23 protein-coding genes and 1 pseudogene are annotated in these 23220 nt (G+C 65.5%); 11 read left to right on the top strand and 13 right to left on the bottom strand.

Going from position 1 to position 23220, the window contains the following annotated elements; translation table 11 throughout:
- Nucleotides 1–22 precede the first annotated feature (22 nt).
- Both AWJ14_RS10785 and AWJ14_RS10780 read right to left on the bottom strand, forming a co-directional pair.
- Complete coding sequence (locus AWJ14_RS10785) at nucleotides 23–631, bottom strand: pyridoxamine 5'-phosphate oxidase family protein (RefSeq protein WP_066178361.1); 609 nt, start codon at nucleotides 629–631, stop codon at nucleotides 23–25.
- Nucleotides 628–1614, bottom strand: coding sequence for an alpha/beta hydrolase (locus AWJ14_RS10780; protein ID WP_066178358.1), 987 nt, complete (start codon nucleotides 1612–1614; stop codon nucleotides 628–630). The genes AWJ14_RS10785 and AWJ14_RS10780 overlap by 4 nt, the downstream gene beginning before the upstream one ends.
- Nucleotides 1615–1660: 46 nt before the next feature.
- Between AWJ14_RS10780 and AWJ14_RS10775 the strand changes: the two genes are divergently transcribed.
- Complete coding sequence (locus AWJ14_RS10775) at nucleotides 1661–2134, top strand: MarR family winged helix-turn-helix transcriptional regulator (protein ID WP_066178355.1); 474 nt, start codon at nucleotides 1661–1663, stop codon at nucleotides 2132–2134.
- An 80-nt stretch (nucleotides 2135–2214) separates the two neighbouring features.
- Here AWJ14_RS10775 and AWJ14_RS10770 read toward each other — a convergent pair whose 3' ends face one another.
- The gene (locus AWJ14_RS10770; RefSeq protein ID WP_066178353.1) at nucleotides 2215–2580 is read right to left on the bottom strand and encodes a gamma-butyrobetaine hydroxylase family protein; all 366 of its coding nucleotides are present in this window, start codon (nucleotides 2578–2580) and stop codon (nucleotides 2215–2217) included.
- 269 nt (nucleotides 2581–2849) lie between these two features.
- Here AWJ14_RS10770 and moaA point away from each other — a divergent pair, with 269 nt between their 5' ends.
- The 8 genes and pseudogenes from moaA (at nucleotide 2850) to AWJ14_RS10730 (ending at nucleotide 10966) form a co-directional block, all read left to right on the top strand.
- Nucleotides 2850–3863, top strand: a complete 1014-nt coding sequence (gene moaA, locus AWJ14_RS10765; RefSeq protein WP_083220179.1) for a GTP 3',8-cyclase MoaA — start codon at nucleotides 2850–2852, stop codon at nucleotides 3861–3863.
- Between the two features lie 138 nt (nucleotides 3864–4001).
- Nucleotides 4002–4910, top strand: a complete 909-nt coding sequence (locus AWJ14_RS10760; protein ID WP_066178347.1) for a DMT family transporter — start codon at nucleotides 4002–4004, stop codon at nucleotides 4908–4910.
- Nucleotides 4911–5604: 694 nt separating this feature from the next.
- Nucleotides 5605–6834, top strand: coding sequence for a multidrug effflux MFS transporter (locus AWJ14_RS10755; protein WP_066178344.1), 1230 nt, complete (start codon nucleotides 5605–5607; stop codon nucleotides 6832–6834).
- A complete protein-coding gene (gene mobA / locus AWJ14_RS10750) occupies nucleotides 6831–7448 on the top strand; it encodes a molybdenum cofactor guanylyltransferase MobA (protein WP_066178342.1) in 618 nt (205 codons plus the stop codon). The genes AWJ14_RS10755 and mobA overlap by 4 nt, the downstream gene beginning before the upstream one ends.
- Nucleotides 7449–7608: 160 nt before the next feature.
- Nucleotides 7609–8394: an ABC transporter substrate-binding protein gene (locus tag AWJ14_RS10745; protein ID WP_066178338.1), complete on the top strand. Its 786-nt coding sequence runs from the start codon at nucleotides 7609–7611 to the stop codon at nucleotides 8392–8394.
- 104 nt (nucleotides 8395–8498) lie between these two features.
- Nucleotides 8499–9242, top strand: a pseudogene (locus AWJ14_RS21890) (ABC transporter permease); the annotation flags it as partial.
- The gene (locus tag AWJ14_RS10735; protein ID WP_066178329.1) at nucleotides 9199–10068 is read left to right on the top strand and encodes an ABC transporter permease; all 870 of its coding nucleotides are present in this window, start codon (nucleotides 9199–9201) and stop codon (nucleotides 10066–10068) included. The pseudogene AWJ14_RS21890 and the gene AWJ14_RS10735, both read left to right, overlap by 44 nt.
- An 82-nt stretch (nucleotides 10069–10150) precedes the next feature.
- A complete protein-coding gene (locus AWJ14_RS10730; RefSeq protein ID WP_066178327.1) occupies nucleotides 10151–10966 on the top strand; it encodes a class I SAM-dependent methyltransferase in 816 nt (271 codons plus the stop codon).
- Between the two features lie 172 nt (nucleotides 10967–11138).
- Here the strand turns inward: AWJ14_RS10730 and AWJ14_RS10725 are convergent, their stop codons facing one another.
- The 7 genes from AWJ14_RS10725 to AWJ14_RS10700 all read right to left on the bottom strand — a co-directional run bounded on the left by AWJ14_RS10725 (nucleotide 11139) and on the right by AWJ14_RS10700 (nucleotide 19476).
- Nucleotides 11139–12356 carry a type II toxin-antitoxin system HipA family toxin gene (locus tag AWJ14_RS10725; protein WP_066178324.1) on the bottom strand — a complete coding sequence of 406 codons (1218 nt, stop codon included), beginning with the start codon at nucleotides 12354–12356 and terminating at the stop codon, nucleotides 11139–11141.
- A complete protein-coding gene (locus AWJ14_RS10720; protein WP_066178321.1) occupies nucleotides 12349–12651 on the bottom strand; it encodes a helix-turn-helix transcriptional regulator in 303 nt (100 codons plus the stop codon). Before AWJ14_RS10720 ends, AWJ14_RS10725 begins: the two co-directional genes overlap by 8 nt.
- Before the next feature lie 383 nt (nucleotides 12652–13034).
- The gene (gene proX, locus AWJ14_RS10715; RefSeq protein WP_066178316.1) at nucleotides 13035–14045 is read right to left on the bottom strand and encodes a glycine betaine/L-proline ABC transporter substrate-binding protein ProX; all 1011 of its coding nucleotides are present in this window, start codon (nucleotides 14043–14045) and stop codon (nucleotides 13035–13037) included.
- Nucleotides 14046–14149: 104 nt separating this feature from the next.
- The gene (locus AWJ14_RS10710; RefSeq protein WP_066178313.1) at nucleotides 14150–15085 is read right to left on the bottom strand and encodes an ABC transporter permease; all 936 of its coding nucleotides are present in this window, start codon (nucleotides 15083–15085) and stop codon (nucleotides 14150–14152) included.
- Entirely contained in the window at nucleotides 15082–16356 is a 1275-nt protein-coding gene (locus AWJ14_RS10705) for a betaine/proline/choline family ABC transporter ATP-binding protein (RefSeq protein ID WP_066178310.1), read from the bottom strand. The genes AWJ14_RS10710 and AWJ14_RS10705 overlap by 4 nt, the downstream gene beginning before the upstream one ends.
- A 482-nt stretch (nucleotides 16357–16838) precedes the next feature.
- Complete coding sequence (locus AWJ14_RS22405) at nucleotides 16839–16991, bottom strand: hypothetical protein (protein ID WP_171904857.1); 153 nt, start codon at nucleotides 16989–16991, stop codon at nucleotides 16839–16841.
- Between the two features lie 22 nt (nucleotides 16992–17013).
- Nucleotides 17014–19476 (bottom strand): penicillin acylase family protein, encoded by a 2463-nt coding sequence (locus tag AWJ14_RS10700; protein WP_066178307.1) that lies wholly within the window; start codon nucleotides 19474–19476, stop codon nucleotides 17014–17016.
- 107 nt (nucleotides 19477–19583) lie between these two features.
- On the opposite strand from AWJ14_RS10700, the gene AWJ14_RS10695 reads away from it, so the two are divergent.
- The gene (locus tag AWJ14_RS10695) at nucleotides 19584–20453 is read left to right on the top strand and encodes an NAD(P)-dependent oxidoreductase (protein ID WP_066178304.1); all 870 of its coding nucleotides are present in this window, start codon (nucleotides 19584–19586) and stop codon (nucleotides 20451–20453) included.
- Nucleotides 20453–21154: a DNA alkylation repair protein gene (locus tag AWJ14_RS10690; protein WP_066178301.1), complete on the top strand. Its 702-nt coding sequence runs from the start codon at nucleotides 20453–20455 to the stop codon at nucleotides 21152–21154. The genes AWJ14_RS10695 and AWJ14_RS10690 overlap by 1 nt, the downstream gene beginning before the upstream one ends.
- Before the next feature lie 71 nt (nucleotides 21155–21225).
- On the opposite strand, the gene AWJ14_RS10685 is transcribed toward AWJ14_RS10690, so the two are convergent.
- From AWJ14_RS10685 to AWJ14_RS10675, 3 genes are all read right to left on the bottom strand, one after another.
- Nucleotides 21226–21714 carry an Lrp/AsnC family transcriptional regulator gene (locus AWJ14_RS10685; RefSeq protein ID WP_066178298.1) on the bottom strand — a complete coding sequence of 163 codons (489 nt, stop codon included), beginning with the start codon at nucleotides 21712–21714 and terminating at the stop codon, nucleotides 21226–21228.
- 120 nt (nucleotides 21715–21834) lie between these two features.
- A complete protein-coding gene (locus AWJ14_RS10680; RefSeq protein ID WP_066178295.1) occupies nucleotides 21835–22491 on the bottom strand; it encodes a uracil-DNA glycosylase family protein in 657 nt (218 codons plus the stop codon).
- Nucleotides 22488–23099 carry a glutathione S-transferase gene (locus AWJ14_RS10675; protein ID WP_066178292.1) on the bottom strand — a complete coding sequence of 204 codons (612 nt, stop codon included), beginning with the start codon at nucleotides 23097–23099 and terminating at the stop codon, nucleotides 22488–22490. Before AWJ14_RS10675 ends, AWJ14_RS10680 begins: the two co-directional genes overlap by 4 nt.
- Nucleotides 23100–23220 lie beyond the last annotated feature (121 nt).

The following is a 23220-nucleotide window of genomic DNA, read 5'->3' as shown; positions in this document are numbered from 1 at the left end:
CCGCTGCGGCCGGTTTTTTTTGTCACCACATCGTCGCCTTGGCCCGTTCGGGCCAGGCCTGGTCGTAGCTTTCGGCGTCGAATTCGGCCTTGAGCTGCTTGAGCAGGCTGCCGGCGCTCGGCACCGAACCGGCAGCGGGCCACGCCTCCCGGTCCCAGATCCGGGCACGCATCAGCGCCCGGGCGCACTGGAAATAGACCTCGCCCACGGTGATGATGATCGCCGACCGGGGCGGCTTGCCATCCATCGCAAGCGTTTCGAGCAGGGCGGGATCGACCGAAATGACGGCGCGGCCGTTGATCCTGAGCGTGCTGTCCGAGCCGGGGATGAAGAACAACAGGCCGACGCGGTCGTCGCGCACGATGTTCCTCAGCGAATCGATCCGGTTGTTGCCGCGCCGGTCGGGCAGGATCAGCGTGGTGTCGTCCCGGATGGTCAGCACCTGGCCGGGATCGCCCCGCGGCGAGCAGTCGAGCCCCTCGGGGCCGCAGGTCGCCAGCGCCACCAGCGGCGACAGTTCCACCATCCGGCGGTAGCCTTCGGTCAGCCGGGTGGCGACCTTGGCCATGGCCGCCTCCGAGCGCTCTCCGTAGATCGCTTCAAGCTCGGCAATCGAGGTTACGAGGGTCATGCAAGTCTCCGCGGCTTTCCGGTTTCGTCGCCGGGCAGTGTAGCGCTCCGCGCGCTTCCGGAAAGCGGCAAATCGACAATCTGTCCGCCGCCGTCCTCCCCCGAGGCGAAGGCCGCCACGGCCCGGGTGACGGCAGGCGCGGAGACAATACGCCGGTGGCCCGAGCCGGTGGCGCGCATCAGCCGCACATGCGGGCCGAGCGCGGCAATCGCCTCGGCATTGGAGAACGCCACTTCCTTGTCGTCCTCGGCGTGAACGGCGAGCATCGGCAGCCGCAGGCCGTGCAGCAGCCGGTCGACCCGGAACTCGGAGAGCGGCCTCCCGGCCACGCGCAGGACCTGGTGCTCGAAGGCGGCCTGGGCGCGCGGCCCGAGCCCCAGCAACTGCCCGGCCCAGGTGAACACCCCGGAAAGATCGGCCGGCGCAGCGATGGTGACGATCCGGTCGGGCCGGCGCTGGCGCACATGCAGCACCGCCCCCGCCGCAGCGGCCATCACCGACAGGCCGCCGAAGGAATGGCCGACATAGGTATGGAAGCGCCCGTGCTGGCGCCAGGCCGCGTCGATCGCCTCCACCGCCTTTCCGAGATGCAGCACCCGCCCGGTGGAGGCGCCGTGTCCGGGAAGATCGAGGCAGACGACCGTGTGACCGCGCGCGACCAGGGCATCGGCCAAGGCCACCAGATGATCGCTGCGCGACCGGTAGCCATGCACGAGAAGCACCTGTTCGCCGCTCGCCGCTTCCGGCGCGGGGCGGAACACATGGGTGGCGACGACGCTGCCGGGAATGAGCAGCCGCACGGTCTCGCTCTCTCCCATGCGCGCCCGCGCGGCGGCGATGGCCCGGGCCTCCTTGTCGCTCTGCGGCTTGACCGAACGGGTGCGACAGAACAGCCAGAACGCCAGTTCTCCCGCCTTTTCGGGTGAATATGCGGCAATCGCGCCGAGCGCCGCACGGGTGACCTTTTCAACAAGAGATGCCATAGTGGGGTTTCCGGACAAGTTCAGCCATGAACAGATTTGTACAACCATGAACAAAAATCAAGCCCTGCCCTGGGACAATCCGCGTTTTCGCAACTGGATCGCGGTCGGCCGCGCCTGCCAGGTGATGGGTCTCGCGCTGACGCGCGCGCTCCAGCCACTCGACATCAAACCGCCGCATCTCGATATCCTGGTCAATCTGTACCGCTCGCCGGGGATATCCCAGCAGGATCTGGCCCACAAGCTGCTTGTGGGCCGTTCGAACCTGTCGATGCTTTTGCCGCAGCTTGAGAAGCGCGGCGTGATCACGCGCACCGGCGACGCCAAGGACCGGCGCGTGCTCAGGCTGGAGCTCACGCCCGCGGGTATCGAATTGACCGAACAGGCTATCGCCATCCAGTCGGAGCTGGTCGAGCGGACGATGCAGACGGCAAGCCCCGAGGAATGCAATCTGGTGGGTGACGTGATGACCCGCATCATCAAGAACCTGACCGGTTCGGACATCAGCGGCTCAGAGGGCTGACGGCAGCCTCGATCGGCCCATCCGCTGCCAGAAGACCGTCACCGAGGCGGTCCGCGCCGCAGTCCGCGCGGCCAATCGGCTCAGCCCCGGCTCAGGCCCTTTTCCTTGAGCTCCTCGAGATAGGCGGCCCAGCGCGCGTCCTTGTCCGCACCGAGTTCGGAGAGGAACGCCCAGGTGTAGATGCCGGTGTCGTGACCGTCGTCGAAGGTCAGCCGCACGGCATAATTGCCGACAGGCAGCACCCTGACGATGGTGACCGCCGCCTTGCCGCCCACCGTGACGCGCTGCGAGGGCGAATGCCCCTGCACTTCCGCCGAGGGCGAGCACACGCGCAGCAGTTCCGCCTCGATCGCGTAGCGGCGCCCATCGGTAAACCCGACGCTGAGCGTCCTGCGATCGGCCGAGACCCGCAGTTCCGTGGGCCATGCCGTTGTGTGGTCAACCATGTCCGGTGCTCTCCGCGGGTTTGGACGCAATCGGACCTGATCTAATCCCTCGGGAGCGGGTTCACAAGCAGCCCCGGCCGTGACAGACACCGCCAAAGCGGCTTTCCCTTGACGGGGAAGCCGCGGATGACGACACTGGAAAGCTGAGCGTCCCCTGTGAACGCGCAGAAAAAGCTCTATCTCTTGGAGTGGAGAGCATCGTGGCTGCGCCAGGCGATTTTGCCCGGCCACGCGACGCACGAAGGGCAGACGACAAAGGACCACCCGCAATGCCACATACCCCAAATCCGGCGATGGTTGACCCCTTTGGCCGGGAGGTGACTTATCTCCGGGTCTCGGTCACCGACCGCTGCGATTTTCGCTGCACCTACTGCATGGCGGAAAACATGACCTTCTTGCCCAAGAAGGATCTCCTCACCCTCGAGGAACTCGAGCGGCTGTGCGCGGTGTTCATCGACAAGGGGGTCCGCAAGATCCGGCTGACCGGCGGCGAACCGCTGGTGCGCAAGAACATCATGCATTTCGTCCGCCAGGTCGGCCGCCACGTCGATGCGGGCCGTCTCGACGAGTTGACGCTGACCACCAACGGCTCGCAGCTCGCCCGCTTCGCCTCCGAACTGCGCGACTGCGGCGTGCGCCGCATCAATGTCTCCATCGACACGCTCGATCCCGACAAGTTCCGCCAGATCACCCGCTGGGGCGATCTCGACAAGGTGCTCGAGGGCGTCCGCGCCGCCCAGGCAGCGGGCCTCAAGATCAAGATCAACGCGGTGGCGCTCAAGGATTTCAACGACACGGAGCTTCCCGAAATGCTTGCCTGGGCCCATGGCGAAGGCATGGACATGACCGTCATCGAAACCATGCCGATGGGCGAGATCGGCGAGGACCGCACCGACCGTTACCTGCCGCTGTCCAAGCTCCGGGCCGATCTCGAAAACCGCTTCACGCTCGAGGACATTCCCTTCAATTCGGGCGGACCGGCGCGCTATGTCACCGTTCGCGAGACCGGCGGCAAGCTCGGCTTCATCACGCCGATGACCCACAATTTCTGCGAAAGCTGCAACCGCGTGCGCCTGACCTGCACCGGCACGCTCTACATGTGCCTGGGCCAGGAAGACGCCGCCGACCTGCGCAGCGCGCTCCGCGCCTCCGAAGGCAACGAGCTGCTCTCGGCCGCCATCGACGAGGCCATTGGCCGTAAGCCCAAGGGCCACGATTTCATCATCGATCGCACCACCCGGCAGCCAGCCGTCTCCCGCCACATGAGTGTGACGGGCGGCTGAGCCGTCCCGCGCGCGAAAGCCCGATCCATCACAATCGCTGATGGTTTGCCCCTGTCCCGACGCTGGGTCGGGGCTTCCTGAAATGCTAGTATGCCAGCAAGGCCAGCGATTCACAGCCGGCGGAAAACCGGAACCATCATGGCCCTGTCCAAAAATATGCGCGGCGCGCTGTTCATGTCCCTGGCAATGGCCGGATTCACGTTCAACGATGCCATCACCAAGCTGCTGACCGCGGATCTCGGCGTCGCCCAGCTGATTTTCATGCGCGGCGTGGTCGCCTCGGTGCTGATCTATCTTCTCGCCCGCCATCGCGGCGCGATGCGATCGTGGCGCCGTGCCGCCGACCCGTGGGTCATGCTGCGGGTCGTGGGCGAACTGGGCGGCACGCTGACCTTCCTGATCGGCCTGTCCCATATTCCGCTGGCCAATGCCTCGGCCATCCTGCAAGGCCTGCCGCTGGCCGTGACCATGGGGGCGGCGCTGTTCCTGGCCGAGCCGGTCGGCTGGCGTCGCTGGGGCGCGATCATCGCCGGCTTCATCGGCATCCTGATCGTCATCCGCCCCGGGCTGGACGGGTTTTCGCCCTATGCGCTGATGATCGTCGGCACGGTGCTGTTTGCCACCATGCGCGACATCGCCACCCGCAAGGTCGACCCGGAGATCCCCTCGCTGTTCCTGTCCACGGTAACGGCGGTGGCGGTCACGCTGGCCGGGCTCGTGCTGATCTGGCCGACAGGCGGCTGGGACCCGGTCAGCGCCCCGGAACTCGGCCTGATCGGCCTTGCCGCCTGCCTCCTGCTGGTGGGCTACCATTTCATCGTCGGCTCGATGCGCGAGGGCGACATCTCCTTCATCGCGCCGTTCCGCTACACCAGCCTGCTGTGGGCGCTGGCCCTGGGAATCGTCGTCTTCGGCGACTATCCCGACACCTATACCCTGGTCGGATCCGCGATCGTCATCGGCTCGGGTCTCTACACGCTCTATCGCGAGCGGATCCGCAGCGACGAGATGCCCGCAAGCCACGCGCCGGTCCGGCATTCGCCCTGAGCCAAAGGCCTTCCTTCGCCTTGAGGCTGGACGCTCCGGGCCGTTTCTCGCGAGAGCCTTGGCCCTGCCCTGGCTGCCGCTCGAACCGGCCTGCCCCAGGCGGCAGCGCAGCAAGGGATCGGAACTCACACCTTCGAAATCATGAGCCATCCTCCGCGCGGCCGCAGGCGATGCCCGGCAGATCAGCCGGGGCGACCCGGGCCCTTGTCAGCCGGAGCAATTCCTGTCGGCAGGGAGGCGGAAGAAGCCGCGGCTTGCGCCGCCGACGGCTGCGTGCCCGGCTCTCCGCTCGCTGCGCCCGCGCCGGAGCCGGCCGTTTCCTGCGCCTCGCGCGCCAGGGCGCCCGACTCCCAGTCGAGCAGAAGCTGGACATGCCTGCACTCGCCCCAGGGCGCATTGCAAAACGGGCACTGATCAGCATCTCCTGCGCCTGGCATAAAGCCGCCTTTGGTTTCATCGACGCAGATCATGCGCCCTCGTCCGCATTATCCATCCGGAATATTAGCGGATCTTAACAAGGAATGCCCCAAGGATTAAGGGGGATGCAAAACAAAAGCCGGGCACGAAGGTGAAAGCCCTGCCGGCTCGGCAAGCCATCGTCAACCGCGCAACGCCCGGCGCGAAATCGCCGACCCGGCGCCACATCGCGTGATTTCGTTTGCATCGGCGCGCGCCACGGCACAAAACAGGCGCCATGAAAAAAGCGATCTTTCTCGACCGCGCCACCCCGCCGCACATCTTCACCCTGGTGATCGCGGCAGGGCTCAGCGCCTTGACCATGAACCTGATTTTGCCGTCGATGCCGAGCATCGCCGCCTATTACGGGGCCGACTACGCGCTGGTACAGCTGGCGATCTCCGGCTATCTCGCGATCACCGGCCTGCTGCAGCTCGTGGTCGGCCCGCTCTCGGACCGATTCGGCCGCCGTCCGGTGATGATCGCCAGCCTCGTCATCTTCCTCATCGCGACCGCGCTTGCGCCCTTCGCCCCGACCATCGAGACCTTCCTCGCCATCCGCATGGTGCAGGCAGCGGTGGTCTCGGGCATGGTGCTGTCCCGGGCGATCGTCCGCGACATCGTCGATGCCGACCGTGCCGCGTCCATGATCGGCTACGTCACCATGGGCATGACGCTGGCGCCGATGATCGGCCCGGCGCTGGGCGGTCTGTTCGACGAGATCTTCGGCTGGCAGTCGACCTTCGCGCTGCTGTTCGTGTTCGGCCTCGCCGGCCTGGCGCTCACCTTCGCCGATCTCGGCGAAACCAATCTCAACCGCTCCTCCAGCATGCTCAAGCAGTTTGGCGCCTATCCCGAACTGTTCCGCTCGCGCCGGTTCTGGGGCTACACGCTGACGGCCACCTTCGCGTCGGGCGCCTTCTTCTCGTTCCTCGGCGGCGGCCCCTTCGTGGCCACCGAAATTCTCGGCATGTCGGCCTCCGAACTGGGGCTCTATTTCATCATCACCGCGCTCGGCTACATGGGCGGCAATTTCCTGTCGGGCCGCTTTGCCCAGCGCGTCGGCATCAACCGCATGATGGCCGCCGGCTGCCTGGTGGCGGCCTTGGGCATGACGCTGTCGCTGCTGCTGTTCCTCGCGGGTTTCTCGCATCCGCTGTCCTTCTTCGGCCCGATCTTCTTTCTGGGCGTCGGCAACGGCGTGACGCTGCCGAGCGCCAATGCCGGCATCGTCTCGGTGCGCCCGCATCTCGCGGGCTCCGCCTCGGGGCTTGGCGGCGCGATCACGATCGGCGGCGGCGCGGTGCTGTCGTCGATGGCGGGCGCGGCGCTGACGCCGACCTCGGGCCCCTACCCGCTGATCCTGATCATGCTCGTCTCCAGCCTGCTCGGCGTGCTGTCGACGCTCTATGTGATAAGGGTCGAGCGCAGCCTCGCCCCCGAAGCCCGTATCGAGGACGCATCATGAGGATCTGGGGCGGCATACTGGCCGGCGGCCGCGGCCTGCGCATGCAGGGACTCGACAAGCCCTTCGCCGACCTGGCCGGCCAACCGCTGGTCGCGCATGTGATCGCGCGTCTGGCGCCGCAGACCGCGGGGCTGGTCATCAATGCCAACACCGCGCCCGAGCGGTTCCACGGCTTTGGCCTCGATATTGTCGCCGACAGCCATGCGGGCTATCGCGGCCCGCTGGCGGGCATCGAGACGCTGCTGCGCGCCGGGCGCGCGCGCAACGCAAGCCACATGCTTGTCGCACCGGCCGACACCCCGTTCCTGCCGCATGACCTCTGTGCCCGGCTGTCGGCCGCCGCACAGGCCCCGATGGCGGTGCGCGTCGCCTGCTCGTCCGGACGCCGGCATCCGGTGGTGGCGCTCTGGCCGACGGCCCTCCACGACGATCTCGACCGCTACCTCGCTGCGACGGATGACCTCAGCATGGCCGCCTATATGCGCCGGCTCGACCTCGCCGAGGTGGATTTTTCCGATCCACTCGGCCGCGATCCGTTTTTCAACATCAACGACCCCGCCGATCTTGCGCATGCCGAACGGCTTGCCGCCACGGCGTCGGATCGCGCCGGTTGAAATTCACGACTGACGCGACTTGGCCTTGGGTAAGCTCCTTTTCCTGTTGCAATCGGCGCGCAATCAGTGGGAGTATCGCCGCCAGGGCGGCCACCGAGACCGCCAACATCAGGGAATGCAGCGGCAACAAGCTGCGATCCGGCCAACAGAGAGGTAACCCATGCGTATGTCCAGACGTTTCACCCTTGCAGTCTCCGCGGCTGCGCTCGCCCTGACCATGGGCACGGCCGCCCAGGCCGAAATCAAGAAGGTCATCATCGGCACCGAGGGCGCCTATCCGCCCTTCAACAACCTGGAATCCGACGGCAGCCTGGTCGGCTTCGACATCGACATCGCCAATGCGCTGTGCGCCGAAATGAAGGTCGAGTGCGAGTTCGTGACCCAGGACTGGGACGGCATCATCCCCGCGCTGGTCGCCGGCAAGTTCGACGCCATCATCGCCTCGATGTCGATCACCGACGAGCGCAAGGAGAAGGTGGACTTCACCAACAAGTATTACAACACCCCGCCGGCCGTGGCCGTGCCCAAGGACAGCACGCTGACCGAAGCCACCGACGAGGCGCTGGCCGGCAAGCTGATCGGCGCGCAGTCGTCGACCACCCACTCGAACTATGCCGAGGAAAAGTTCCCCTCTGCAGAGCTCAAGCTCTATCCGACGCCCGATGAATACAAGCTCGACATCGCCTCGGGCCGCGTCGATGCCGTGATCGACGACGTGATCGTCATCACCGAATGGCTGAAGACCGACGACGGCGCCTGCTGCAAGCTGCTGGCCACGCTCAAGAACGACCCGGTGATCAATGGCGAGGGCGCCGGCATCGCCATCCGCAAGGGCGAGACCGAGCTCAGAGACATGTTCAACACCGCGATCGCCGCGATCCGCGAGAACGGCACCTACAAGACCATCAACGACAAGTATTTTGACGTCGATGTCTATGGCGACTGATCCGGCCATGCGCGGATAAGCGACCGGACCGAACGGCGGGCGAGGTTTCGCCCGCCGTTTCCACGCCAAGACCGCAGGCAATGCGGCAGGGCACAGGGGATCGCATGGAACCGACAGCCTCGCTCTGGACCGAGCTTTACTCTTTCATCGCACTGTTCGATCCGTTTTGCGGACCCGTGGGCGTGCTCAACCTTCTGCCGGAGGGATCGCTTCTCTCCTGCGGCGACAGTGGCTGGGGCGACGAGGTGGCGGGCGGTTTTTTCGTCACGCTGGCGCTTGCCGTCTGCACGCTGCCGATCGGGCTCATGATCGGACTGTTCATCGCGCTCGCGCAACAGACCGATGTGCGCCCCTTGCGCATCTCCGCCAATATCTACACCACCATCTTCCGCGGCCTGCCCGAGCTTCTGACCATCTTCATGATCTATTTCGGCCTGCAGATCGCCGTGCGCATGGCAGCGCTCTCGCTCGGTTATGACAAGGGTTTCGAGATCAACTCCTTCGTCGCCGGCACCATTTCGCTGTCTCTGGTGTTCTCGGCCTACGCATCGGAAGTGCTGTCCTCCGCCTTCAAGGCGATCCCCAAGGGCCAGTACGAGGCCGGCAACGCGCTGGGCCTCAGGTCCGGCAAGACCATGCGCCTGATCATCCTGCCGCAGCTGATCCGCATCGCCCTTCCCGGGCTCGGCAATCTGTGGATGAACCTGTTGAAGGACACCGCGCTGATCTCGGTGATCGGTCTCGGCGATACGCTGCGCTGGTCGGGCGTGGCGGCGAAGGTGACCAAGGAAGCCTTCTTCTTCTATGGCATCGCCTGCCTTCTGTTCCTGCTGCTGGCGATCGCCTCCCGTGGTGAAGGAACTGATCCCGCCGCAGCCGGCGCCGCCCGCGCCGCCCTTCGAGTGGACCCGCCTGCACATCCTCGGCGCCGTGCTCCTGGGCTTCTGGATCCTCGCAGGGATCGCGCTCGTTGCCTGGCTCGTCGGCGCCTGGGACCCCGACAAGGTCGCCACCTACGGCCCCAAGCTCGTCTCCGGACTTGGCGTGACGCTGACGCTGGTCTCGATCTCGATCTCGCTCGGCGCGCTCCTGTCGGTGCCGATTGCCTTCGGGCGGATGTCGAAAAACCGCCTGCTCTCCAGCTTCGCCTATGGCTATGTCTATTTCTTTCGCGGCACGCCGCTGATCGCGCAGCTGTTCCTGATCTATTACGGCTTCGGCAGCTTTCGCGACCAGCTCGATGCCCTCGGCCTCTGGGTGTTCTTCCGCGACGCCTGGAATTGCGCGCTGCTCGCCTTCACGCTCAACACCGCCGCCTACCAGGCCGAAATCCTGCGCGGCGCCATCGAAAGCGTGCCGCGCGGCCAGCACGAAGGCGCGGCGGCCCTCGGCCTCACCCCGTTCCAGACTTTCCACCGCGTGGTGCTGCCGCAGGCGATGATCGTGGCGCTCCGCCCCTATGGCAATGAGATCATCCTGATGATCAAGGGCTCGGCGATCGTCGCCATCGTCACCGTATTCGACCTGTTCGGCGAGACGCGACGGGCCTATTCGCGGACCTTCGACTTCCAGATCTATATCTGGGCGGCGGTGTTCTACCTCGTCATCGTCGAGACGCTGCGCAATATCTGGGCCAAGCTCGAACAGCGCCTGACCCGCCACCTCAAGCGCTAGCCGTGGCCCCGCCCGGCCGCCCCCTTTGTAATCCCCGCGCGGCTGGTCTATGGAGGGCCGAAGCTGAGTGGAGACCGAAGTGATGGCCAAGAAGACCGACGACGACGCGCTTGCCGATGCCTATAACCGCGCGCTGGCCCTGGAAAAGGCGGGCGATTTCGACGCCGCCGCCGAAGCCTATACGCTAGTGCTGGCGCTCGATCCCGACGACCACGGCGGCGCCTGCGTGCGCCTCGCCTCGATGAAGCGCGGGAGCGTGCCCAAGCGCGCGCCCGAGGCCTATGTGGCGACGCTGTTCGACCAGCATGCGGACGTGTTCGACAAGGTGCTGGTCGAGGATCTCGGCTACCATGTGCCGATGCTTCTGAGGCAGCGGCTGATCGAGCTTGGCGAGACCTCGTTCGAGCGGATGCTCGATCTCGGCTGCGGCACGGGGCTGACCGGCGGCGCGCTCGAGGACATGGCCGATGACGCGACCGGCGTCGACCTTGCCGAAAACATGGTCGAGATCGCCCACGAAAAGGGTCTCTACGACACGCTCTACGTGGCCGACGCGATCGACTATCTCGAAGACAATGACGACGACCCCTTCGACCTGATCGCCGCCACCGACGTGCTGCCCTATCTGGGCGCGCTCGAGCCGCTGTTTGCGGCGACCGCGAAAAACGCCCTGCCCGGCGCGCTGCTCTGCTTTTCGAGCGAATCGCTGCCCGACGCCGACTTCGAAGGCCGGCCCTACACGGTCGGCCGTTACCAGCGCTTCGCCCACACCGAAGCCTATGTCCGCGAGGCCCTCGAGGCGAACGGCTTCGCCGTCGTTGAGGTAACCAATATCGTCGTCCGCCACGAACAGGGCCTGCCGATCGCCGGGCATCTTTATGTGGCGCGGAAGGGGTGAGCGGAGACCCGGTTCACGCGCCCGAGAGAAAATGCCTCTTGATCGCGACCGTACCGGGACTGGACCGGACATGGCAGAGCGATACCCTTCGACCGGATGCCAAGTCGACCGGAACGCCCCTCATCAGAAGTTCGCGCGCTACGGGGTGTGAGTTCGCGCCCGGGACTGGCCGTTACCTCACCAGGTCGGCATCTGCGTGCTCGAAAGCCGAGGTCATCTCCCTGATCTCGCGCTCCGGTGCACCCAGAGCTCGAGCGACGTCCTTCCAGGCCCGCGTGGCGTTGGCGACCTCCGCAATGATCTGATCGGCCTCCCCGGCACCGAGAAGGTAGTTCTCGTGTTGGGACCGGTGCAGTTCGATGCTGGCGTCCGCATTGTCGTCGCTGACATAGCTCCTGAGCACGCGTGGCTGGTGCGGCACCGGGTTGATGTCGTAGGCAGGCGAGAGAGACCAGCCGCCGTTCCCCCGTAAAAACCCGTGATTGCGCATGTGGTCATCCAGGTTCGTCACCAGAATGGAGAAGGCAACCCGCCGGAAAAGCTCGCGGCGATCCTTGTCGGGCGTCACGCTTTCCGAGGTGATCACATCCGCGAGATCGAGATAGCTGTAGCTCTCCCCGTCCCGCCCGTTGAGCATTGCCAGCGCCGATAGGAAGGGGATCCTGCCCTCTTCATTCCGATCAAACCGACGCGACAGGAACACTGGCCTGCCGCCGGCTGTCTCGAGCGTGTGATCGGCCACCGTGATCCCGGCCCGCCTGGCAAGCCCCAGCGCGACCGCTTCCCAACGCTCGACACTATAGGCGTCGGTCTCCTTGGGGAATTTTGCGACGGACAGGCATCCGTGCTGATCGAGAATGCTGGCCTTCGGCCGGGCGCCGCCCAGAGAGCTTCCCGGCGCGAACAGCAGGCTGAGGTCTTTGATCGTCTCTTCCCCGCGCATCACACGCTGGGACGCCTGGAGCAGGTCGCCGAGACTGAGCAGCGCCGGCACGCCGACCCCTTGCGGCGCCTGGAAGGCTTCATCGAGCTTGTAGCGCAGCGCACCGAGCCGAGATTCGTCGTTGACGCCCAGCAGATAGTCGGCTTCCTGCAGTGTTTTCGGGCGGCGCCCCTCTGCCTCCGCCGCGCGCCCCTCATAGCGGCGCATGACGGTGCGCCCCCAGGTATCCGGGGCGGAATCGCCGAGCGGCGCGAGCATGTCCTGCCCAGCGCCAGGCACGAACTGCCCGGCTCCCAGCGGCAGGTCCGGGGACAGCGGAAAAGCGTTCTCATCCGTGAGCCACCCCTCATGGTAGGTGAAGGAGACGCGCTCCCGCCCACGCCCGGAGATGCGATGCAGCGTGCCCACGCGGCGCAAGCCCTTCCAGTCGATCCAGACCTCAACCATTCTTCAGCCTCGCCCGTCGGGGAAGCTCATCGAGGGAAATCTGCTCGCCGACCGGATCGTCGAGTTCCCCCCATCCTTTCAGGAGCCCGAGCGCCTGCAACACCGCGGCATAGGTGCCGATCTTGACCGCGGGATTGCCCGCCTCGATTCTCGCCACGGTCTGCCGGGTCGTTCCGGCGCGTTCGGCCACGATCTCGGCCGTCAGCTTCCGGCGCAAACGGGCAACGCGGATGCTTTCGCCAAGCACCAGAAGCTCCTTGCGGGCGGCACGGGGAACCTGGATCGCTGTCGCCATAACGTCATCTCCTGAGCACATAAGTCTCCATAACGTTATTTTGGCATAACACAAAAGTCAAACAGACCTTCTTCCTGCAGGCCCTGCCCTCCGATCACCGCCTCTCGCCGTCTGACAACGGGCAACCTGGAGGCAATACACCCAAAGCCCTTGACAATATTGCATTTCCTCATGTGCCGGCGACGGTTTCGCCATCCCCAATCCCAAGGCTTACGCGCAAGGCAATGGCCTTCCATCTTCCGTGCTTAGTCGCGGCCACCTCCCAAGGGCTTGAGCACGTCCAAAGGCGCGGCGTGCGCGGACCCATGAGAAAGGGCCGGACACGATCGTGCCCGGCCCTCCTCTGGTGCGGTCCGCGGGGACGCGCCCCGCGAAGATATGGCTTACTTCGCGGCGGCGCGGGCGTCTTCGAGCCAGCCGTCGACGGCTTCCTGGTTGTCGGCGATCCAGGCGGTGGCCTGGGCCTTGATGTCGTCGTCGCCGGCGTTCATGGCCGCGTTCTGGGCAAAGATGTCCTCGAGCGGAATCTTGACTTCCTCAAGCAGCACCTTGACGGCCGGGTTGGCTTCGATGAAGGCGTTGTTGGCGACCGGGACGATGTCGTTGGCGACGAAGCCCATCGAGCACGGATCGGCCACGCAGGTGTCGAGCCCCTCGGCGGCCGCCGGGGCTTCCACGCCCTCGCGCTCCGGCACCTCGATCCAGACCACGTCCTTGCCGGGCTGCAGCTCGTTCACGGTCCAGTTCGGCGTCCAGGTGTAGAACAGGATGTGCTCGCCGGCTTCATAGGACGCGATCGCATCCGCCATCGAGGCCGAATAGCCGGCCTTGATCGGGTTGATGTCGTCGCCGAGGTCGTAGTCCTCGAAATGCTTGGAAATCGTCACTTCGCAGCCCCAGCCGGGCGGGCAGGCGACGAGATCGGCCTTGCCGTCGCCGTTGCGGTCGAAGGCTTCCTTGACCTCAGGGCGCTTGAAATCGTCGAGCGTCTTGATGTCGAACTTGTCGGCGGCGGCCTTGTCGATCAGGTAGCCCTGCAGCGCGCCGCCCTTGGCGACGGCGCCGACGATCGAAGCCGAGCCCTCAAAGGCCGGGGCGAAGGTCTCGTGCAGCGGGAACCAGCCATTGACCCACAGGTCCATGTCGCCCTGGGCAACCGACTGGTAGAAGGCCGGCGCGTCGAGCGTGGTCGGGCCGGACACCTCGTAGCCGAGCGTTTCGAACAGCTGCTTGTAGATTTCCGCATGGAACCAGCCGGTGTCCCAGCTCGCCTGCGACATCTTGATGGTGGTGCCCTCGCCCGGCTTGTCCTGGGCGATAGCCGGGGCGGCGGACATGCCGGCTGCGGCAAGAAGCGCTGCGGCGGCGGTGAGTGTGCGAATTCGGTAAGCCATGGTTAGGTCTCCGTCTTTTTGCTTGTGTTTTGGGGGTCCGCGCCAAAATCATGCGCAAACCACACCTTTTGACTCCGGACCGGCGGCCCGGAGGAAGGCGGCACTCAGGCCGTCTTGTCTGAATAGGTCTGGGACGCGGGCTCGACGGTCTGGCCGCTCACGAAGCTCTTCAGCGCCGCGATCAGCCCCGTTTTCTGGCCTTTGCCGGGCTCGGCAAAGCCTTGCGTAATGCGGTCGAGCACGATCGCGAGAATGACGATGCCGACGCCGCCGGCCGTGGCCTGGCCGACATTGAGGCGTCCGAGACCGGTGTTGACGACGAGGCCAAGTCCCCCCGCGCCGATCAGCGCGGCGATCACCACCATCGACATGGCGAGCATCAGCGTCTGGTTGAGGCCCGCCATGATGGTGCGCATCGCCAGCGGCACCTGCACTTCGAGCAGCGTCTGCGTCGGCGTGGCGCCGAAGGCCTCGGCCGCCTCGATCAGGTCGCCACGCACGTTGCGGATGCCGAGATTGGTCATGCGGATGATCGGCGGCAGCGCGAAGATGATGGTGGCGATGATGCCGGGCGCCATGCCCACACCGAACAGCATCACGATCGGCACCAGATAGACGAAGCTCGGCACCGTCTGCATGATGTCGAGGATCGGCCGCGTGAGTTTCCAGGCCCGGTCCGAGCGCGCCACCAGGATGCCGATGGGCACGCCGATCACGGTGCAGAACAAGACCGAGGTGATGATCATGGCCAGCGTCGTCATGGTCTCGGGCCACAGCTCGATCATGTCGATGAAGCAGAAGCCGACAATGGTGACGATCGCCATGCCGCGGCCGACGACGCGCCAGGCGAGCAACGCGAAGGCGGCCGTGACCGCCAGCATCGGAACCCAGGCGAAGAAGGCGTCAAAACCTTGCAGCACCTCGTTGACCGGCACCTGCAGGGCGCGGAACAGCGGGCGGAAATTGGGCACGAGAAAACCGCGCACGAAGGCGTTGATCCAGTCCTCGAAGGGAAGGATCAGAAGATCTGACGGGCTCATTGATTGGGCCTTTCCTGCTTGGCATCGCGCACGTCCGACCCCAGCGGTTCGGGTGCAGCGGGCTGCGGCGGAAGGGCGTCATCCGCTGTCCCGTCCTCGTCGTCGCCGGCACTCTCGTCGGAGGCCAGATGCCCGAAGATCGAGGCGGGCTCGATCGAGCCCACGAACTTGCCGTCCTCGTCGGTCACCGCGATCGGCGCGCCGGACTGTGCGGCCGTGTACATTTCGTTGATATAGGATTCGCCCGAAACGCTCGGCACATCCGTGTCCATGAGGTCGGCGACCGGAGTATCGGGCTTGGCGGCCTCCAGCGTCTCGCGCGTGACGGCGCCCACCAGCATTTCCTTGGCATCGACCACATGAGCGAGGTCGACACCGGCCTTGTCCATCACCGCCAGCGCCCGGATGGCCTTGGTGTGAACCGGGATGTGATCGGCGTCCTTGGCAATGTCGGAGGCCGTGAAGACGCGGGACCGGTCGACATCGGCCACGAAAGCGCGGACATAATCATCGGCCGGATGGGACACGATGTCCTGCGCGGTGCCGACCTGCACGAAGGCGCCGTCCTTCATGATGGCGATGCGATCGCCGAGCAGCAGCGCCTCGTTCAGATCGTGGGTGATGAAGATGATGGTCTTCTTGAGTTCCTTCTGCAGCACGATCAGCTCGTCCTGCATCTCGCGCCGGATCAGCGGGTCGAGCGCGCCGAAGGGCTCGTCCATCAGCAGGATCTCGGGGTCGGTGGCAAGCCCGCGCGCAAGTCCCACCCGCTGCTGCATGCCGCCCGACAACTGGTCGGGCATCGAGTCCGCGTGATCCTGAAGCCCGACGCGCGCCAGCGCCTCGATGGCCGCCTGCCGCCGCTCGTCCTTGCCGAGGCCCCTCACCCGCAGTCCGAAAGCCACGTTCTCGGCAACCGTCTTGTGCGGGAACAGCGCAAAATGCTGGAACACCATTGTGATCTCGCGCCGGCGGATCTCCCTCAGTCGCTTCGCATCGCAACTGGCGACATCGTCGCCGCCGATCATGATCTTGCCCATCGTCGGCTTGATGAGCCCGTTGAGCGTCCGGACCAGGGTGGATTTGCCCGAGCCCGACAGGCCCATGATCACGAAAATCTCGCCCTCGTTGACCTCGAAGCTGACATTGTCGATGCCGACGGTGACGCCGATGTCGCGGAAGATTTCGTCCTTGGCTCGCCCCTGTTTGAGAAGCGAGAGACCTTCCCCACGCTTGTCATTAAACAGCTTGGAGACGTTTTCAACTTTCAATTTTATCGTCATGGCGTGGGGTCTACCGCGCTGCAGCGACAATTGGAACCCTTGGAGCCGGGATGACGCCAGAATCAGGGAGCCAGGGAGGCTCGGCGATGCATTGTTTTTCGCCGCCGTTCCGCAGTGAAACCTCAGTAGCTTCTGCGCTTCATCAGAAAGCCTGACCCCGAATAGTGTAGCAAATCTTGCAACAGATGGCCGCCTTTCTTTCGGCTAACTTCGCCAAATCAAAGGAAAAAAATGTGAAAAATCGTTACAATCGCAGCGAAATCGGCGAATTTGCCGAGGGCTCGAGGGGCTTGGCGGCTGGCCGTTACCGAGTTTCCGGCGGCCCACCGGCGCCGGATCGCGACCCAAGCCAGTGCGAGTCGCACCCCGCACTGCAGCATACCTCGCACGCGGTCTCGATGGATTGCCCGACCGCGGCCGCGTCAAACCCTCGGGCACTGCCCGCGATGCCCGCCCCAGGATTTCCGCGCCTAAAGCCGCCTGGCGACGAACAGGATCAGCAGGAACAGCAACACGCCGACTACGTAGCCGGCCACGGGACTTGCGCCATAGTGCTTCATCCACGGCCAGACCAGAGGCACCAGAGCCACGACCAGCAGGATGGCCAGTCCCTTGGCGATCATTCTCACTGCCGCTCCCTGCCCGTCACTCCGGCGTGAGCCGCCACACGCCTTCCACGTCAACCGGGCCGGTGGACGGGATCTCGATCGACCTCACATCGGCCCAGAGCCCGGCAAAGTCGCTGTAATGGCCCGAAAACACATTGCCCGACTGGCCGGTGGTCTGGATATAGGTGGCGCGGTCGAGATCGCCCAGATCGAAGATGCCGCGATAGCTCGAGGCATTGGTGTTGGCGTAGGGGTCGCGGTCGTCCTGGAGCTGGGTGCGGCCCCGGTCGAGCGTAAACGGTCCGCCTCCGCTCGCCACCTCGACATTGAAGAAGCGCTTGAGCACATCCACTTCGCCGAAGGGGCGGTGCGCGCCCTTGGCATAATGCGCCGCGCCATAGGTCCAGCCCTCGGGATCGCCGCCATAGCGCGTCTTGAGATCGGCGATCGCGTCGCCCAAGGATTTTGCGAGGATCTCGTCGCAGCTTTCCTCCCTCCCGGTACCCTTCACATTGCACCAGTTGCGGGCGGTGTCGCCGGCAAGCAGCTTTTCGAGCACCTTGCCGCGCGCGCGGAACCAGTCCTTGAACAGGAAGCCAAGATCGTCCTGATAGGTGTCGATCATGAAGTGGCGCACCCAGGCGAGCATCAGCAGCGGCTCCATCCGCTCGCGCACCATGGTGTCGTCCCAGGCGGCAAGCTGATCGGCCAGCGCGCGCTGCTCCTCGCTCAGGTCCTGGTCCGCGAGCGCGGCCAGCATCATCGGCTTGATGCCTGCCAGGGCGGGCGAAAACACGTCGGCCTGCACCGCGCGCGACCGTTCCATCGTCTGCGGTTCGTCGGCACCGTTGATCAGCTGTTCGATCCGGTTCTGCCGGTAGGGCTCCTCCCAGTCGAAGGTCAGGTGGATCGGGTAGTCGGGACCGACGATCTTGGTGTTGGCGGTGGCGATCAGCCCGTCCTCGGGATTGGTCTCGCGTGGCAAATCCCTGTAAGGCGCATAGCCGCGCCAGTCATAGATCGCGTTCCAGCCCGGCGCCGGCGCCCGCCCCATCAGCTGGTTGGCGGGATCGCGCCGCGGCACCCGGCCGGCGGCGACGAAACCGATATTGCCGGCCTTGTCGGCCACCACCATCGACTGCATCGGCGTGAGGAACGCGTCGAACCCGGCCTGGAAATCCTCGACCGAGCGCATAGCCATCAGCCGGGTGCCGGCAATCGCCGTGGTGTCGTCATGGGCGAGCGCCACCCATTGCAGCGCTGCCACCGTGCCTTCCGGCAACAGCTTGTCGAAATGCTTGTAGCTTGCCGGCAGCACCGGGCCGTGCCGGGTCCAGCGGCGGGTGAAGCTGTGGTCGTCTCCGCCCTTGACGCGGATCGTCTCCTGCTTCTGGCCGAACGGCGTCCAGCCGGTGGGCGTGAGATACTCGTCGGGATTGTCCGGATTGACGCGCTCGACGAACACGTCCTGCGCATCGGTCGCCGTGTTGGTGAAACCCCAGGCGATGTCGCTGCCGCGGCCCAGCAGCACATAGGGCGTGCCCGGCAGCGACACGCCGATCAGGTGCCGCGGCGCGTCGAACTCGTCGGTGACTTCGAGATGGGCGAGATACCAGATCGATGGCGCCATCAACGCCAGATGCGGGTCATTGGCGACGATCGGCGCGCCGGATTCGGTGCGCTCGCCGGAAATCACCCAGTTGTTGGATGCGCCGGACGAGGTGACGGCCTCGATGCCTGCGAAGGAGCCGGATGCATCGGCGGTGATCGCCGTCTCGCCGAGCGGCACCGGATCGAGCCCGAGAAGCGCGGTCAGGTCCGGCATCGGCGGCGGCGCGTCGACATCGAGATAGGGCAACAGGTCCTGGATCTCGGCCTCGGAAAACCCAAGCCTGTGAAAGCCGAGCCTCAGTGCCTCGTCGCCCATGTTTTCCGCAAGCGAGATCGACATCATCTTGATCGCCGTCAGCGTGTGCGCCGGCGTCCACGGCTCGGGCTGGACACCGAGGATCACATATTCGGGCGGAAGCGCCGAGGAGAACGCCCGCGGCTCGCGGCTGATCCAGGCATTGATGCCGCGCGCATAGCCTTCGAGCATCGCCATGGTCTCGGCGTCCATCGCGTCGAGCGAGGCCACCGCCGCCTCGTGAATGCCCATGGTCCGGAGCCAGACATCGGTCTCCACCGTCGCCGAACCGAACAGTTCCGACAGCCGCCCCTGCCCCGCCATGCGGCTCACTTCCATCTGCCACAGCCGGTCCTGGGCATGCGCGAAGCCAAGGCCTGCCGCGACATCCGCACGGGTCTTGGCCTTGATATGCGGCACGCCGTTGGCGTCACGGGTGATGGTGACGTCGCCATCGAGGCCCGCGATCCGCATCTCGCCATCGGCGGGCGCCTGCGAGCGCGACATCCACAGCATTCCTGCACCCGCGGCCATCACCGCGATCGGCACAAGCACGAGAATGAGCTTGATAAGCCCTTTGACGATACGCAACATTGGTTTAAGTCCCCTCCCGGAACCCGCCGCTCGGGCGGACGATCCGCTTTACGTAACGTGCAACAAGGTCATGCGTAAAGCGTCTAAGCGACAAAAGGACAGACGATATGGCAACTGTAGCATTCATTGGTCTGGGCGTTATGGGCTATCCCATGGCCGGTCATCTCAAGACCAAGGGCGGCCATGACGTGCGCGTCTACAACCGCACCGCGGCGAAGGCCGAAAAATGGGCGGACCAGTTCGGCGGCACCGCCTGCGCCACCCCGGCCGAGGCCGCGACCGGCGCCGATTTCGTCTTCACCTGCGTGGGCAATGACGACGACCTGCGCGCCGTCACGCTCGCCTCGGGCGGCGCCCTGCATGGGATGAAGAAGGGCGCGATCCTGATCGACAACACCACCGCCTCGGCGGAAGTGGCGCGTGAACTGGCCGGTGCCTGCGCCGACAAGGGCTGCGGCTTTCTCGATGCCCCCGTTTCGGGCGGCCAGGCGGGCGCCGAGAACGGCGTGCTCACGGTCATGGTCGGCGGCGACCAGGCGACCTTCGAGGCCGCCCGCCCGGTGATCGACGCCTATGCCCGCATGGTCGGGCTGATGGGCCCCGTCGGCAGCGGCCAGCTCACCAAGATGATCAACCAGATCTGCATCGCCGGTCTGGTCCAGGGTCTCGCCGAAGGCGTCCATTTCGGCAAGAAGGCCGGGCTCGACATCGAAAAGGTGATCGAGGTGATCTCCAAGGGGGCCGCCGGCTCCTGGCAGATGGAAAACCGCCACAAGACCATGATCGAGGGCAAATACGACCACGGCTTCGCCGTCGACTGGATGCGCAAGGATCTCGACATCGTGCTCACCGAAGCCCGCCGCAACGGCGCGACCCTGCCGGTGACCGCGCTGGTCGACCAGTTCTATGCCGATGTCCAGGCCATGGGCGGCCAGCGCTGGGACACCTCCGCCCTGCTCAAGCGGCTCGACAAGTAATGCCCGGCCCGGCCTCCGACACGGACGACATCGTCGCGCATCTCGAGACGCTGCGCTCGGAGGCCAATATCGCCGGCATGGCCCGCTACGGAATTGTCACCGAGCGGGCCCTCGGGATTTCCAATCCGGTGATGCAGAAACTCGCGCGCACGGTGGGACGGAACCATGCGCGCGCTTTCGCGCTGTGGGACACCGGCATCCGCGAGGCCCGGATGCTGGCGATCTATACCTTCGATCCGAAACGCCTCACGGAGGCTGAGGCCTGGAAGCTGGCCGCGGATTTCAACTCCTGGGAAATCGTCGATACGGCAGCCGACCTGTTCGTCGAAGCGCGGCTCGAGGCCGCGCTGGTGCCCGCCTTTGCCGCCGACGAGCGCGAATTCGTCCGCCGCACCGCCTTCGCCATGATCGCCGGCGCAGCCGTGCATCTCAAAAACGAACCGGATGCGAGCCTGATCGGCCTGCTGCCGCTGATCGAGCGTCACGCCACCGACCCGCGCAATTTCGTGCGCAAGGCGGTCAACTGGGCGCTGCGCAACATCGGCAAGCGCAATCCCGCCTGCCATGCCCCTGCGCTTGAACTCGCCCAGAAGCTCGCAGCCTCCGACGACAAGACCGCACGCTGGATCGGCAAGGATGCCGTGCGCGAACTCACCTCGGACAAGATCCTGGCGGCGATCGAACGCAAGCGGCCGCGCTGACCAAGCGCCGAAAACCGTTCCTTGTCAAACACTTGGGCGCGCCACCTGACTTAACCGCTGAGGGGCACTCCTCAGGATGAGCTGCCAGGCTCCTTGGCGAGCTGGATATAGTCGAGCGGCAACTGGGTGGTGTATTTGATCTGCTCCATCGCGAAGGAGGAAGAGACGTCGCGGATCTCGATCTTGGCGATCAGCCGCTTGTAGAAGGCGTCATAGGCGGCGATGTCCGGCACCACGACCCGGAGCAGATAATCGACGTCGCCGCTCATCCGGTAGAATTCGACGACTTCGGGAAATTCGGAAATCACCTCCGAGAAGCGCTTGAGCCATTCGTTGGAGTGCGAATTGGTGCGGATCGAGACGAACACCGTCACCTTGGCGTTGATCGCCGCGGGATCGAGCAGCGCCACACGGCGCTGGATGACGCCGTCCTCCTCGAGCTTCTGGATGCGCCGCCAGCAGGGCGTGGTCGACAGCCCCACCTTCTTGGCGATCTCGGCCACGGCGAGCGTGGAATCTTCTTGCAGCAGGCGAAGGATTTTGCGGTCGAGACGATCCATGAAAGGCTCCGGAAGTAGAATTTCCTCCCTGATACCGCCAATCGCACCGCCCGACAAAGAATAATCTTCTTACGCAGGGTCACGGAGCAGAATTTCGTGCCCGAGAACCTGCATTTCGCGCTAACCGCCGATCAGCGCATGCACCCGCGCCTTGAGTTCGGGCAGGAGGTCTCTCTCGAACCACGGGTTCTTGCGGATCCAGCCGGTGTTGCGCCAGGACGGATGCGGCATCGGCAGCACCGCCACGCCCTGTTCGGTCGCAGCCAAGATCGCGCGCCAGTCGCGCACGGTCTCGGTCATGGTCTTTTGCCGCAGCGGCCCCAGATGCCAGGCCTGCGCATAGTGTCCGATGGCCAGAACCAGCTTGAGCTGCGGCATGGCCGCCATCACCTCTGCCCGCCAGGCCGGCGCGCACTCGCGGCGCGGCGGCAGGTCGCTGCCCTTGGCATCGAGCCCCGGAAAGCAGAAGCCCATCGGCACGATCGCGAACCGCGCCGGATCGTAGAACCGCGCCTCATCGACGCCGAGCCAATCCCGCAGCCGGTCGCCGGAGGGATCGGTGAAGGGCTTGCCGCTCGCATGCACCCGGGTGCCCGGCGCCTGGCCCGCGATCAGGATCGGCGCCTCAGCAGATGCAAAGCAGACCGGCCGCGGCTCGTGCGGCAGCGCATACGCCGGCCCGCCGGCGGGGTGGTCGCGGCAGATCCGGCACCCGGAAATGGCGTGAAGCAGGCGCTCGAGCCCCGCATCGCCCGCCCGGCCGCCGGGGCCGCTCACGCCTGCGCGCTCGGCCGCGAGGAAACCGCACGATACCAGCGCATGACGTGGGTGAGATGCTCGGGCCGGGCGATGCGCGCCGGCTTCATGAAGTCGAACGCCACCAGGCCGGTAATGTCGGCGATCGTGTAGCGGTCGCCGGCGATGAACGCGCGCCCGGCCAGTTCCGTGTCGAGCCATTCCAGGAAGGCGAGCGCCTTGGGCCGGTTGGCCTCGCCCCAGTCCGGCAGCTGCGGCACCTCCCACTCCACCATCGCCGGGTGGGTGTGACGGAAGGCGGCGGCGACGCAGGCCAGGAAATGCAGCTCCATCCGCCGGTTCCACATTTCCACGATCGCCCTGTCCCGGGCATCCGTCCCCATCAGCGGCGGTTCGGGATGAAGCTCCTCGATATAGCGGCAGATCGCCACCGATTCTGAGAGCACGGTGCCGTCATCGAGCACCAGCACCGGCAGCCGCTGCAGCGGATTGAGCGCGGTGACCTCGGCCGAGCGGTGCCCCATCTGCCCCATATCGACCGGCACCTTTTCGATTTCGATGCCCTTCTCGGCCAGAAAAATACTGACCCGCCGCGGGTTCGGCGCCCGCCCTCCGTCGTAAAGCTTCATGCCCGGTCCTCTCCCTTGTTCAAGCCATGGTGGCTCGCCCGATCAGACAGCAAACCGCGACTTCAGGAAAGCCTCAAAGCCGTAAAACGCACCGCCGGCCGCCCGATGGTACGCCGTCATG

The sequence above is a fragment of the Parahoeflea olei genome, from assembly GCF_001703635.1.
GTDB classification, from domain to species: Bacteria; Pseudomonadota; Alphaproteobacteria; order Rhizobiales; family Rhizobiaceae; genus Hoeflea; species Hoeflea olei.
Note: the sequence above shows the minus strand (reverse complement) of the source record. Positions and strands in the feature narration are given on the sequence as shown.

Coding starts and splice junctions, on each gene's coding strand:
- AWJ14_RS10675 (WP_066178292.1), bottom strand. CDS start 23,099: ATGAAGCTTTACGACGGAGGGCGGGCGCCGAACCCGCGGCGGGTCAGT.
- moaA (WP_083220179.1), top strand. CDS start 2,850: ATGCCACATACCCCAAATCCGGCGATGGTTGACCCCTTTGGCCGGGAG.
- AWJ14_RS10720 (WP_066178321.1), bottom strand. CDS start 12,651: ATGGCGACAGCGATCCAGGTTCCCCGTGCCGCCCGCAAGGAGCTTCTG.
- AWJ14_RS10695 (WP_066178304.1), top strand. CDS start 19,584: ATGGCAACTGTAGCATTCATTGGTCTGGGCGTTATGGGCTATCCCATG.
- AWJ14_RS10745 (WP_066178338.1), top strand. CDS start 7,609: ATGCGTATGTCCAGACGTTTCACCCTTGCAGTCTCCGCGGCTGCGCTC.
- AWJ14_RS10755 (WP_066178344.1), top strand. CDS start 5,605: ATGAAAAAAGCGATCTTTCTCGACCGCGCCACCCCGCCGCACATCTTC.
- AWJ14_RS10700 (WP_066178307.1), bottom strand. CDS start 19,476: ATGTTGCGTATCGTCAAAGGGCTTATCAAGCTCATTCTCGTGCTTGTG.
- AWJ14_RS10710 (WP_066178313.1), bottom strand. CDS start 15,085: ATGAGCCCGTCAGATCTTCTGATCCTTCCCTTCGAGGACTGGATCAAC.
- mobA (WP_066178342.1), top strand. CDS start 6,831: ATGAGGATCTGGGGCGGCATACTGGCCGGCGGCCGCGGCCTGCGCATG.
- AWJ14_RS10685 (WP_066178298.1), bottom strand. CDS start 21,714: ATGGATCGTCTCGACCGCAAAATCCTTCGCCTGCTGCAAGAAGATTCC.
- AWJ14_RS10760 (WP_066178347.1), top strand. CDS start 4,002: ATGGCCCTGTCCAAAAATATGCGCGGCGCGCTGTTCATGTCCCTGGCA.
- AWJ14_RS10775 (WP_066178355.1), top strand. CDS start 1,661: ATGAACAAAAATCAAGCCCTGCCCTGGGACAATCCGCGTTTTCGCAAC.
- proX (WP_066178316.1), bottom strand. CDS start 14,045: ATGGCTTACCGAATTCGCACACTCACCGCCGCCGCAGCGCTTCTTGCC.
- AWJ14_RS22405 (WP_171904857.1), bottom strand. CDS start 16,991: ATGATCGCCAAGGGACTGGCCATCCTGCTGGTCGTGGCTCTGGTGCCT.
- AWJ14_RS10785 (WP_066178361.1), bottom strand. CDS start 631: ATGACCCTCGTAACCTCGATTGCCGAGCTTGAAGCGATCTACGGAGAG.
- AWJ14_RS10730 (WP_066178327.1), top strand. CDS start 10,151: ATGGCCAAGAAGACCGACGACGACGCGCTTGCCGATGCCTATAACCGC.
- AWJ14_RS10770 (WP_066178353.1), bottom strand. CDS start 2,580: ATGGTTGACCACACAACGGCATGGCCCACGGAACTGCGGGTCTCGGCC.
- AWJ14_RS10735 (WP_066178329.1), top strand. CDS start 9,199: ATGGCATCGCCTGCCTTCTGTTCCTGCTGCTGGCGATCGCCTCCCGTG.
- AWJ14_RS10780 (WP_066178358.1), bottom strand. CDS start 1,614: ATGGCATCTCTTGTTGAAAAGGTCACCCGTGCGGCGCTCGGCGCGATT.
- AWJ14_RS10690 (WP_066178301.1), top strand. CDS start 20,453: ATGCCCGGCCCGGCCTCCGACACGGACGACATCGTCGCGCATCTCGAG.
- AWJ14_RS10725 (WP_066178324.1), bottom strand. CDS start 12,356: ATGGTTGAGGTCTGGATCGACTGGAAGGGCTTGCGCCGCGTGGGCACG.